General features: G+C 61.2%; 8 protein-coding genes. 3 read left to right on the plus strand and 5 right to left on the minus strand.

Translation table 11 applies throughout. The features are described from left to right. Positions 1-34: 34 nt before the first annotated feature. Positions 35-451, plus strand: a complete 417-nt coding sequence (locus M9890_02005) for a hypothetical protein (protein ID MCO5175730.1) — start codon at positions 35-37, stop codon at positions 449-451. On the opposite strand, the gene M9890_02010 is transcribed toward M9890_02005, so the two are convergent. The 5 genes from M9890_02010 to M9890_02030 form a co-directional block, all read right to left on the minus strand. Beyond that, on the minus strand, positions 448-1344 hold the full coding sequence (locus M9890_02010) for a hypothetical protein (protein ID MCO5175731.1): 897 nt from the start codon (positions 1342-1344) through the stop codon (positions 448-450). The two genes, M9890_02005 and M9890_02010, sit on opposite strands and share 4 nt — an antisense overlap. 218 nt (positions 1345-1562) lie before the next feature. Continuing rightward, the gene (locus tag M9890_02015) at positions 1563-1889 is read right to left on the minus strand and encodes a hypothetical protein (GenBank protein ID MCO5175732.1); all 327 of its coding nucleotides are present in this window, start codon (positions 1887-1889) and stop codon (positions 1563-1565) included. Next, entirely contained in the window at positions 1890-3095 is a 1206-nt protein-coding gene (coaBC, locus tag M9890_02020; GenBank protein MCO5175733.1) for a bifunctional phosphopantothenoylcysteine decarboxylase/phosphopantothenate--cysteine ligase CoaBC, read from the minus strand. It abuts the gene before it with no gap. Between the two features lie 27 nt (positions 3096-3122). Next, positions 3123-4166: a low-specificity L-threonine aldolase gene (ltaE, locus tag M9890_02025; protein ID MCO5175734.1), complete on the minus strand. Its 1044-nt coding sequence runs from the start codon at positions 4164-4166 to the stop codon at positions 3123-3125. A 135-nt stretch (positions 4167-4301) separates the two neighbouring features. Beyond that, a complete protein-coding gene (locus tag M9890_02030; protein ID MCO5175735.1) occupies positions 4302-6317 on the minus strand; it encodes a hypothetical protein in 2016 nt (671 codons plus the stop codon). Positions 6318-6969: 652 nt separating this feature from the next. Here M9890_02030 and M9890_02035 point away from each other — a divergent pair. Together M9890_02035 and M9890_02040 are read left to right on the plus strand one after the other, a co-directional pair. Beyond that, positions 6970-10464: a DNA-directed RNA polymerase subunit beta gene (locus M9890_02035; GenBank protein ID MCO5175736.1), complete on the plus strand. Its 3495-nt coding sequence runs from the start codon at positions 6970-6972 to the stop codon at positions 10462-10464. A 95-nt stretch (positions 10465-10559) separates the two neighbouring features. Continuing rightward, positions 10560-12687 (plus strand): DNA-directed RNA polymerase subunit beta' (locus tag M9890_02040; protein ID MCO5175737.1); only part of this gene is annotated, 2128 nt, incomplete at its 3' end.

Consider the following 12687-nt stretch of genomic DNA (forward strand, 5'->3'; position numbering starts at 1 on the left):
CCGGCGGCATGGCTCATTCTGAGGGGGTAGCTTCGTGTCTGGCCCGATGGTTTTTGGCGATCCGTATGCATCGTCATCAGCAGTGGTGGGTCGCGTCGTCGCCGTTTTGCGCGGTGTCACTGAAACACGGGGACTGGCGCTCGCCGGGCATCGATCGCGAGCCGTGACAATGGGCGCGGTCCACGAGCTGATGATCACCGACGAAGACGCGCGCCAGGAAGGCAAGGTCGACCGGGTGGCGCTCCTGGCGTTCGTTGAGATTCTGGAAGCGGGCGTCATTCTGCTCGATGCAGATGTCACGATCGGCGACGCCTCTGTCGGTGTGATCGCCGGTTTCGACGAAACCCATATGCCGAACCATCAGAACATTTGCCTGCGCGGTGAATTAGCGGACGGTGAGTCGCGATCGATCGCAGTCGGGGACCGCGTCGTTATCTCTGGGGTTGGCTAGATCGCGGTGATTGGCACCCGCACGTTGATGGGCTCGTCAAAGAGCGAGATCTCGATCGGGAGCTTGCCGACATAATCACCATCAACCTCAAACGGCACATCTGTCGGAGAATCGAGACAGATGTTCTGCCCTCGATAATGAGTCGACCAGCGGCTCTGCTCGGGTCGCCCAGCAAGTGTCCAGAAGACCACCTGGCTGACATCCATGAGGCGCGGTGGATCGAAGATGAGCAGGTCGATCATCCGATCCCGGCGGTCAATCCCTTTCCCGACGACGATGCGCGGGTTCACGATTGAGGCACCGATCGCGGTGAGGATGAGCCGCGCCTTCCCGGCAATTGGTCGTCCGTCAATCGTGCCGCTATATTCGAAGCGCGGAAAGTTCAGATTGCGTGCCCCCGCCGGCAAATAGGCCGCCCACCGAACGCGACGCTTGAGGCGCGGGGACGTGTCGCGCATGACAGCCGCATCGAAGCCCGCACCGGCCATGTGCACGATCACTCGATCTCCGGCGAGCGCGATGTCGATGTTTGTTGACACGCCTTCGCCAATTGCGATTCGGGCAGCTTCGTGGTGCTGGAGAGGAATGCCCAGCTCGCGAGCAATCATGTTCGTTGAACCACCGGGAATGACAGCGACCGTCACCGCTTTCCGCAGCGTTCCAGCAATGACCTCGGAAACAGTGCCATCACCACCAACCGCGATGATCGTACCGACGTCGTCGGTAGCCTTCTTCGCCAGCTCACGGGCGCCAATCTCCGGCGTGGTGTAGGCAATGTCCAAGTCGACACCCTGACGCTTCGCCTCGGTCTCAAGGTGCGAGACGATCACGTCGGAGCGCTGTGACCCGGACGACGGGTTGACGATCGCGAGGGCGCGACGATTGGCTGTCAACTCGGCAAGCTATCCTGCGTACTCTTCCTCAGGGCCGAAAATCTTCTCAGTCACCCAGGTCGCCAGCCATGTCGCTGCTGCGGCAAGGACAAGACCGAGAATTCCACGAACAACATTTCTCATCATCAGAGCGATATCCCTTCTGAGTGATTCGTATTTTCACCGTTCGAGCATGCAGATCAGACCAACTGAGATGCAGTCTACCATCGTGCTTGTGGCTAGCGGCTGCGGCGCAGTGACAACGACGCGAGCGCGAAAAGTGACCCACCTGCGACGATCATGAATGCCAGGATTTCCGCGACGGTGAGTCGGTTCACGAGGGTGCTGTCGAGGAACGGAATGCGTGCCAGAGGAAGAACAATGATGTCGGTGGGAATTGCGATGACGGACCACGGAGCGGTCCAGGGTGCGACGCCAAGCAACGCCGCAAGCAGCCGCAATCCAAAGAGAACAATCAACGCCGATGCGACGAACGTGATCACCAGGTCGCGCTGATTTGTGGGCCGAATGCGCGGTCGTGCTTGACGCGGTGGTCGAATCGACACTTAGTCGGGCTTTCCAACAACGAGGTCAGCAACGCGCTGCATGATCTGCTCGGCAACCGCCGCCTTCGATGCTTCGCCAAGTGACTCGCTGCGACCGTCGCGGAAGAAGAGCGTGACCGCGTTCGAGTCCGCACCCATTGCTGCGCGCGCATCGTTCAGCACGATGAAGTCCAGATTCTTCCGCGCAAGCTTGTCGCGCGCGTAGGCCTCGTGGTTCGTCGTTTCGGCGGCAAATCCAACGCGGATTGTCCCGGGTGTCTCGACCGTCGCCAGAATGTCCGGGTTGCGCACCAGCTGGATGACGAGATCGTCGTCGGACTTCTTGATCTTGTCCTCGGCAACGCTGGCAGGGCGATAGTCTGCTACAGCCGCGGCCATGATCAACGCGTCCGCGCCAGCAGCGTGGGTGGCGACGGCATCGCGCATGTCGATGGCAGATGTAACCGGGACGGTCGTTGCGCCGATCACCGGCGGTAGGGCCGTTGGTGTTGTGATCAGTGTGACGTCGGCTCCCGCTTGTAGCGCCGCGTGGGCGAGCGCGTAGCCCATGCGGCCGGATGAGCGATTGGTCAGCAGCCGAATCGGGTCGATGGCCTCCTGCGTGGCACCAGCGGTAACGACGACGCGTTTCTTCCAGAGCGGCCCGCCACGACTGAGTGCTCCTTCGATCGCGGCGATGAGCCGCTCGGTGGTTGGCAGCCGACCGATGCCGATAGCCCCGCTGGCGAGCCGGCCGTGATCCGGATCGACGACGACCGCTCCGCGCGAGCGCAACGTCTCCAGATGCTGCTGCGTGGCTGGATGGAGGTACATGTGATGCTCCATCGCGGGCGCGATGACGATCGGGGTGCCGCGTGGCGCTGCGGCCAGGTGCGTGACCGTCAGCATGTCGTCGGCGAGGCCAAGTGCCAGCCTGGCGATTGAGTTGGCTGTGGCCGGGGCGACGATGATGAGCTCGGCCTCTTCAGCTAGTGATATGTGCCCCTTCTCGGCTTCGCTCCAGCCTTCGAACACGCCGCTGTGAACGCGCCGTTTGGTGATCGCTTCGAACGGCAGCGGCGTGACGAATTGCCTGGCCGACTCGGTGAGGATGACATCGACGCGGGCACCAGCCTGAACGAGCTTGCTCGCGAGATCGATCGACTTGTACGCGGCGATCCCGCCGGTTACGCCCAGCACAATGCGCTTGTCCTGCAGGATCGCCATGCGTCGATGCCCCCTCATGCTAGCCGATCAGGCGGCGACAGCCTGACCGCTCATGACGGCTGTTGCCGCGGCGATGGCAGCGTCAATTGCCGCGTCGTCGATCTGATAGTGAGTGACCATGCGCACGCCACGCGTACCGTAATTCGACACCAGAATGCCGTTCGCCTTCATGCCTTCGACAAACGCGAGCTGGTTGATGGCCGGTTCCGTCTTGAAGATCACGATGTTCGTTTGCACGGCATCCAGGTCGATGCTGATGCCGTCGATTGTCGCAAGCGCCTCAGCGAGACGGCGTGCGCGAACGTGATCGTCCGGCAGGCGATCGATCATCGAGTCGAGTGCAACGACACCGGCTGCCGCAATGACGCCGGACTGACGCATTGCCCCACCCAGGATCTTACGTGCGCCACGCGCGCGCTCGATGAACTCGGCTGAGCCGGCCACGATAGAGCCTACGGGTGCCGCGAGCCCCTTCGACAGGCAGAACTGCACCGTGTCAGCGTAGGATGCGATCCGCTCAACCGGGGTATCGCTGCCGGCGGCCGCGTTGAATATGCGCGCGCCGTCCATATGAATCGGCACGCCACTTTCATCGGCGATCGCGCGCAGCTCCGCCAGATGTTCGATCGGCATGATAGTTCCGCCACAGCGGTTCTGCGTGTTTTCGATGCAGATAACGCCAGTGGGCGGATAGCCGGCGCGCTTGGCACGGATACGTTGTCGGACCACGTCGAGGTCGAGCTCTCCGTTGGCCATGTTCGGGACGAGACTGAACGGCATGCCGCCGAGAGCGGCCGCGCCCCCCGACTCGTACCAGAAGATATGGCACTCATCGCCCATGATGATTTCATCGCCACGCCCGCAATGAGCAAGGAGAGCCGAAAGGTTGCCCATCGTGCCGCTGGCGACGAAAACTGCTGCCTCTTTGCCAAGTAGCTTTGCAGCGAGCGCTTCCAGTCGATCGACTGTCGGATCCTCGCCATACTGGTCGTCACCAACATCAGCATTCGCCATCGCCTGACGCATTGCGTCGGTTGGCTTGGTCACCGTGTCACTGCGTAGGTCGATCACGCTGCATTCCCCCTCGGTCGTTGCGCGGCCATCCACTGGGTGAACTCCAGGACGCGGCGATTGTAGCGCAGGCAAGCGCACAGCGGCCCCGTGGAAACTCCACGAGGCCGCGTACGTGTGCGATTTGAATGGCTGCTAGTGGATGCGATTCACCTCGCTGCCACCGACGATTGTGAACTGCTGGTTCGGCCCATCGGTAAATGAGAAGCTGTACTTGCCCGGCAGCAGCTCCATGTCCTGCGCGAACGTCTTCCACGACGCCGCGTAGAAGCTCTTAGCGTTTCCAGAATCGGAGTGCACTGCTCCAGTCTGGAAGTCGACCGTTGTTGACGGCTCAGCAACGACGACCGCGTTCTGCTGCGCGTGCGCGCCGAGGTAGACCATCGCGAAGGCATACGAGCCCTTCAGCATCTCGGTGGTGGCTCCACCGTCACTGACTTCGCCGATGGTTCGCCAGCCGCTCGCATAGTACGAGGCGGTGCCACCGTCGAGCGCATTGCCCTGGCTGTCGATCAGGCGGACAGTGACGTGAATCGTTGAGAAGGTCACTGTCGTCGCTCCTGGGCCAACGGGGACGGCGTTCTGTTGCTCGCGTGTGCCGTTGTAGACCATCGCGAAGGCGTAGCTGCCCGGCAGCATCTGCACAGCGGTCGTGCCGTTCACCGTCGAATCGAGCGTCCACCACTTGCTGGCGTAATACGATGGCGCTCCTGCGTCGATCAGGTTGCCATTGCTGTTTCGCAGCTCAACAGTCACGGCGGCGGTTGCGAACTGATAGATCGAATTCGTGGCGTGTTGCTGCGAAATCTGCTGACGTGTGCCGTTATAGACCATCGCAACAGCCGTGTTGCCGGCCTTGCCGTCGAACGCGGCGCACGTCACACCGTTCGCGTTGGTCGTGCCTACGGAGCGCCATGCGCCCGAAACATATGCGGTGGCGCTGCCGCCTTCGAGCGGCGAACCCGTGCTGTTCTTAAGTCTGGCGACGATCACGCTCTTGACCTGATGGTCACCTGCCACAATCGGGAAGTCGATTTGGCAGTTCGGGTTTGGCCCAAAGTAGAACGTCGTTGTGCCTGGCAGGTATTCCATTGTCGGCTTGGCAAATGTTCGCCAGCCATTGAAGTACCAGCTGACCGCATCGGAGTATTGCAATGTCACACGGCCAGTCTGGAAGACGACATCGGTTGATGGTGTGGTGATCGCGACGCCGTCGCGCTGCTCACGCGATCCGTTGTACGACATGGCGAAGCTGTACGATCCAGGCAGCATCTGCGTAGAGACCACCCCGTTCGTCGTTGAACCGAGCGAGTGCCATCCGCTTGCATAGTACGCAGCGGATCCCTCACCGAGTGCAGCGCCGTCAGCATCGACCAGCTTGACGTTGACCTTGGCGGTGTGGAAAGTGAAGTTGCTGGCGTTCAGCTCGGTTCGATTCATTTGCTGGCGCGTGCCGTTATAGCTCATGGCCATGCTCATGCTGGGTGAGTCCGATGGGAGATACACCACGAGATTCCCGTTTGCATCGGTTGTGCCTGGTGCGGCGTGCCAGCCGCCGATGTAGTAGCTGAGGGTTCCGCCCGACAGACCGTTGCCCTCGGAATCGAGCAGCCGCACACCCACGGCGATAACGTTTTCGTCACCGACGGTGACATTGAATTTGTTCTGCGTGACGGAGCCGCTGTTGTTCCAGATGCTGTAGGTATAGGGCAGCAGCTCCATGGGGTTGACCCAGGCCGGAGCGCCGTAACCCTGGTACCAGCCCTGATAGGCGAGATGGCCAGTATTCAGGATCCGCACACTGTGCGTTGTCAAGGCGTAATTCGTGACGTCGACAGGGGTGACGGAATCAACCGCACCCTTGTAGTACTCCATGCGAATCCGGTAGTTCTGATTCGCGACGGACGTCGCCAGAACACCGGTGTCGTCGGTGTAGCCGAGTGTTCCCCAACTACCGGATCGCCAATAGAGGATTTTCGCTCCCGGAACGCCATCGCCGGTCGAGTTCGTCAGGGAGATATGAGTCGTGAAGTCGGCTGCTTGAGCCGAATGTGGCTGAGCAATGAGCAAGGCTGCGACCATCGCAGCGATGAGCCCGATGACGATTGCCAGCCGCTTCATCCGAACCTGTTGCTGTGTGTCAACGGTCATGTGACAACCAGACCTCTCCATTTCAGTCAACGCCCATGCGCCGACGTGATGACTGATTCGAGTGATTGATCAGGAACGGCGTAATCCACGGCCCTCCATCACTGGTCACGCTGGCGATACGCGGCAGCATGAGATAATTGCGGGCGCTGATACAGCATTAGCCGCGCGAGTGTTCTTGTCAACACTTCTTGCGTGTATAGAGCCGAAGTGAAACCGAATGGAATATTCAGGAATGCCGTGGTGCCGGGTCTCTGTTGGAATAAGCCCGGCGTCACGCGGGTTAGAGAACGGGCAGGCTCTGTCAGCAGAGTGCGGTGTTAGTAACCGACCCGGGCCGATGGAGATTGTAGAGAGCGATTGGGGATGCGCGCCGGAAATTCTGGCTTGACATACTGAGTACCATCAAGTAAGGTACCAGGTCGCTAGTGGCTGTGAGCGCGCGGTAACGAATATAGTTGAGCGTACGAGGACAGAAACCGAATCCGAATGGGCCTCGGGAGGGGGAAAGTCTGCCTTCCGGTTTTTGTGTTTCCTTGTGACAGGAAAAGCTCCTGATACCGCGTCAGCCTGAGCGCATCATGCGTGTCCAACCAGTGTGTGGCGGTATGCGAATCGCCATGGCCAGTCCTTCAATTGAAAAGAGGAGCACCACATGACCCAACGTGTTCCGAGCGCGCAGACGATCGCCGACCCTGTCGAGCAGGTCGTCTCTAATATGGGAATCAATCGGCGCTCCTATGCCCGCATCCCTACCGTCATCGAGATGCCCAATCTGGTTCAGGTGCAAATCGATTCATTCCAGTGGTTCAAGACCGACGGCTTGGGTGAGCTTCTCCAGGAGATCTCGCCGATTACCGACTACAACCAGAAGATGGAGCTCCACTTTCTGGAGCATGCCTTTGATGAACCACGCGCGAACGAAGAGACCTGCCGCGAGCGGGACATGACGTTCGCCGCGCCGCTGCGCATTCGCGTGCGGCTCATCATCAAGGAGACCGGGGAGATCAAGGAGAGCGATATATTCCTTGGCGACTTCCCGATGATGACTGCGCACGGTACCTTCATTATTAATGGTGCCGAGCGTGTCGTCGTCTCGCAGCTCGTTCGCTCGCCGGGTGTCTACTTCGAGCTGGACGAGGACGCCACGAGCGGTCGCCGCCTCTGCAAGGCCAAGCTGATCCCAAACCGCGGCGCATGGCTGGAGTTCGAATCCTCCAACCGAGACGTGCTGTCGGTGAAGGTCGACCGCAAGCGCAAGATGCCGGTGACGATTCTGCTGCGTGCGATCGGCTACGAAGATGACGACGAGCTCGCAGCACTCTTCGCTGACGTCGATACCAACCCGGATCACCAGTACATCTCGGCAACGCTGGAGCGCGAGCCAACCAAGACCCGTGAGGAAGCGTTGGTCGAGCTATACAAGCGGCTGCGCCCGGGCGATCCGCCGACCCGCGACAACGCCGCCAACCTGTTGAAGAACCTGTTCTTCGATCCGCGTCGCTACGACCTCGCCCGCGTCGGCCGTTACAAGCTGAACAAGAGGCTCGGTCGCGAGCAGCCGCTTGACGACCGCGTGCTCTCGCCAGAGGATCTGCTGGAGATCATCCGCACGATGATCCGGCTGAACAACGCTCAGGGCGAGCCGGATGACATCGATCATCTCGGCAATCGCCGCATTCGTGCGGTCGGTGAGCTGATCCAGATGCACGTGCGCACCGGACTGCAGCGCCTGGAGCGCGGCGTCAAGGAGCGCATGACGATTCAGGACATCGAGCAGGTGACGCCGAACGGCCTCATCTCGACGACGCGTCCGGTGATGGCAGCGGTGCGTGAGTTCTTCGGCGGGTCGCAGCTGTCGCAGTTCATGGACCAGACCAACCCGTTGAGCGAGCTGACGCACAAGCGTCGTCTCTCGGCGCTGGGTCCGGGCGGCCTCTCGAGAGACCGTGCTGGTTTCGAGGTGCGTGACGTTCACCACTCGCACTACGGCCGGATTTGCCCGATCGAGACGCCTGAGGGCCCGAACATTGGTCTGATCGGCTCGCTGGCGACCTATGGGGTTATCAACGAGTTCGGTTTCATCGAGACGCCATACCGGCGTGTCTACAACCTGATCGAGCTGCGCAACCCGGACGGATCGCCGCACGATAACGTTGCACTGCTGGATGGCCGCATCCTGGCTGACGATGTGAAGGCCGGTAGCTCGAAGCTGGCGGCCGGCTCGGTGCTGGACGACGCGGCGATCAAGAAGCTCGTGTCCAGCGAGCTGGCGTTTGTCCGGGTCAAGCCGTTCGTGTCGGACAAGATCGAGTATCTCGACGCACACGAAGAGGACCAATTCACAATCGCTCAGGCGAACGCGCCGTTGACTGATGATGGCTATTTCATCGAGAGCCTTGTGGCCTCCCGACTGGCGACGGATTACCCGGTGGTCCGTCCCGAGCAGATCGACTACATGGACGTTTCACCGAAGCAGGTCTTCTCGGTGGCGACCGGTCTGATCCCGTTCCTTGAGCACGACGATGCGAACCGCGCACTCATGGGTGCCAACATGCAGAAGCAGGCCGTGCCGCTGCTGCGGCCGGCGGCTCCGATCATCGGCACCGGCGTCGAGTACCAGTCGGCGCGAGACTCGGGTCAGGTGGTCGTGGCGAAGGCACCGGGTGTTGTTCGTTCGGTCACATCCAAGGAGATCGTGATCGATGAGGACAACGGCTCCGAGCATGTCTATCGGCTGATGAAGTTTGTGCGCTCGAACCAGGACACCTGCATCAACCAGCGCCCGAGCGTTGGCAACGGCGATCGCGTGCAGGTCGGGCAGATCATCGCGGACTCGTCGAGCACCGAGAACGGCGAGCTGGCTCTCGGCCAGAACGTGCTGGTTGCCTACATGCCGTGGGAAGGCGGGAACTTCGAGGACGCCATCCTGCTGTCAGAGCGCCTGGTGCGCGACGACGTGTTCACCTCGATCCACATCGAGAAGTACGAGACCGAGGCTCGAGACACGAAGCTCGGCCCGGAGGAGATCACGCGCGATATCCCGAACGTCGGTGAGGACTCGCTGTCCAATCTCGATGAGAACGGCATCATCCGCATCGGAGCCGAGGTTCGACCGAACGACATCCTCGTCGGCAAGGTCACGCCGCGAGGCGAGACGGAGCTCTCGGCTGAAGAGCGCTTGCTGCGGGCGATCTTCGGTGAGAAGGCGCGTGAGGTGAAGGACACCTCGCTGCGGGTGCCGCACGGCGTCCACGGCAAGGTCATCGACGTCAAGCAGTTCCGCCGCGAAGACAACATGGAGCACGAGCTGCCGGCCGGCGTGAACGAGATGGTTCGCGTCATGATCGCCCAGAAGCGCAAGATCTCTGAGGGCGACAAGATGGCGGGCCGCCACGGCAACAAGGGCGTTATCTCGCGCATCCTGCCGGTTGAGGACATGCCGTATCTGCCGGATGGAACGCCGGTCGACATCATCCTGAACCCGATCGGTGTGCCGTCGCGCATGAACATCGGCCAGGTGCTGGAGACGCACCTCGGCTGGGCCGCGTTCGCGCTCGGCTTCCGGGTGGCGACGCCGGTGTTTGACGGCGCAGACGAGGACGACATCACTGCGGCGCTCGTTGAGGCTGGCCTGCCGGAGGACGGCAAGGTCACATTGTTCGACGGTCGCACTGGTGACGCGTTCGACCGCCCGGTCACGGTCGGAATCACCTACATGCTGAAGCTCGCCCACCTGGTCGAGGACAAGATCCACGCGCGCTCGACCGGACCGTACTCGCTCGTCACACAGCAGCCACTCGGTGGCAAGGCGCAGTTCGGTGGCCAGCGCTTCGGCGAGATGGAAGTGTGGGCGCTCGAGGCCTATGGCGCGGCGCACACGCTCCAGGAAATGCTGACCGTGAAGTCCGACGACGTCGTCGGGCGGGTCAAGACCTACGAGGCAATCGTCAAGGGCGACGAGATTACCGAGGCCGGCGTGCCTGAATCATTCAAGGTGCTGGTCAAGGAACTCCGATCACTTGGCTTGTCGATTGATGTCATCAACGAGGAGGAGGAGCGCGTCGACTTCACCGAAGACTCGACACGCGACTTGCTGACGAATCTGGATCGCATCAACCTGAGCGGCTTCGAGCGGACGGAAGACTAGCGGTCAGCTGACCCTGTGGGCGACCGTTTGACGGTCGCCCGCGAGCCATCGCTGAGTCCGCTGATCGCTATGGAGAGTGCCAAACCATGCAGACCATGAGAACAACTAGCCGCGGGGACGCGCGCCGATCGCTCGATGTGAACGACTTCGATGCGATCCGCATCAGCCTCGCCTCGCCGCAAGATATCAGGAGCTGGTCATACGGTGAGGTGACCAAGCCTGAAACCATTAACTACCGCACGCTCAAGCCGGAGCATGGTGGCTTGTTCTGCGAACGAATCTTCGGCCCAACGCGTGACTGGGAGTGCTACTGCGGTAAGTACAAGCGCATCCGCCACGCCGGCACTGTCTGCGACAAGTGCGGCGTTGAGGTCACCCGGTCGAAGGTTCGGCGCGAGCGCATGGGTCACATCGACCTGGCAGCGCCAGTCACCCACATCTGGTACGTCAAGGGGACGCCGAGCCGTCTCGGACTGCTGCTGGATGTCTCGCCGCGCAACCTGGAGCGCGTGCTCTACTTCGCGTCGTATCTGATTACCGAGGTCGATCTTGAGCGCCGCGATGCAGTCGTTGCCGACATCTATGAGGCGCTCGAAGAGGCGCTGAGTGAGGTCGACGCCGAGCTGCAGGAGCGCCTTGGCGAGATGACCGGCCAGCGCGATTCGGAAGTCGCCAACCTGACTCAGGGCTCGGAGAACGTCACCAGCGCGATCGAGGCGCAGCTGCAGGCCGATCTCGATGAGATCGAGGCCGAGGCGACGTCGGTTCGTGAGCTACTTGAGAAGCAGGAGAACGAATCGGCTGAGTCGGATATCACCTTCCACGGCGATGTCGTCGTCAAGGAAGGCGAGGCGGTGAATGCCGATCGCGTCTCAGCGCTGAATCAGCTTCGTGACAAGGTGGTCGAGGAGGCACGCGCCCGAGCCGAGCACGACTCGCAGAGCGCGTCGGCGCTGGCCGAGGCCGAGTCTGATCGCATCTCCGTTGAATCTGACGAGCAGGTTCGGCGGCTGGAGACACAGTACGAAGCGCAGCGCAAGGATCTGCAGAGCGAAGCGGAGGCGCTGGTCAAGCGTATTCGTGGCATCCTGCCGCTGCAGGTCATCACCGAGAACGAATATCGTGAGCTGATGGAGGACGCCCCGGGTGTCTTCCGCGCTGGCATGGGCGCAGAGGCGGTCTATTCGGTCGTCTCCGAGCTTGACCTCGACGAGGTTGCGTCGAGCCTGCGCCAGGAAATGCAGCGCATGAGTGGGCTGAAGCGCAAGAAGGCAACCAAGCGCCTGCGCGTCATCGAGGCCCTGCGCAAGAGCGGCAACCGGCCCGAGTGGATGATTTTCACCACGTTGCCGGTGATCCCGCCGGATCTGCGGCCGATGGTTCAGCTCGACGGTGGTCGCTTCGCGACGTCGGACCTGAACGACCTGTATCGTCGCGTGATCAACCGCAACAACCGCCTGAAGCGGCTGCTTGAGCTCGGTGCGCCGGACATCATCGTGCGCAACGAGAAGCGCATGCTCCAGGAGGCCGTCGATGCACTGATCGACAACGGTCGCCGCGGGCGTGTCGTTTCCGGTTCCGGTAAGCACAAGCTGAAGAGCCTGTCTGACATGCTGAAGGGCAAGCAGGGGCGCTTCCGCCAGAACCTGCTCGGCAAGCGTGTCGACTACTCCGGCCGGTCGGTGATCGTGGTTGGTCCGGATCTGAAGTTGGGGCAATGCGGCCTGCCCAAGGCAATGGCCTTGGAGCTGTTTCGCCCCTTTGTGATTAGCAAGCTGGTGGAATATGAATACGCCAGCAACGTGAAGGGGGCCAAGCGGGTCATCGAACGCCAGCCTCCGGAAGTGTGGGAGATTCTGGAAGAAGTCATTCAGGATCGCCCCATTTTGTTGAACCGGGCACCAACGCTGCACCGCCTGGGTATCCAGGCGTTTATGCCGATCCTGGTGGAAGGGAAGGCGATACAACTGCATCCGCTGGTTTGCGCGGCGTTTAATGCTGACTTCGACGGTGACCAGATGGCGGTCCATGTGCCGTTGTCGGAACGGGCGGTGAAAGAGGCGAAGGAACTTATGTTGGCCTCTAAGAACCTGCTGAAGCCGGCCGATGGCCAGCCCATTGTTGGGCCGTCTAAGGATATGGTGTTGGGTGTTTATTACCTGACGGTGATGAAAGATGGTATGAAGGGTGAGGGGCACGTTTACAGCAGCATGGATGAGGCGC

The organism is Thermomicrobiales bacterium (genome assembly GCA_023954495.1).
Classification (GTDB): domain Bacteria; phylum Chloroflexota; class Chloroflexia; order Thermomicrobiales; family CFX8; genus JAMLIA01.

Bases quoted from the DNA above. Each gene is read 5' to 3' on its own strand.
- coaBC (MCO5175733.1), bottom strand. From the start codon at position 3,095: ATGGCGATCCTGCAGGACAAGCGCATTGTGCTGGGCGTAACCGGCGGG.
- M9890_02030 (MCO5175735.1), bottom strand. From the start codon at position 6,317: ATGACCGTTGACACACAGCAACAGGTTCGGATGAAGCGGCTGGCAATC.
- M9890_02035 (MCO5175736.1), top strand. From the start codon at position 6,970: ATGACCCAACGTGTTCCGAGCGCGCAGACGATCGCCGACCCTGTCGAG.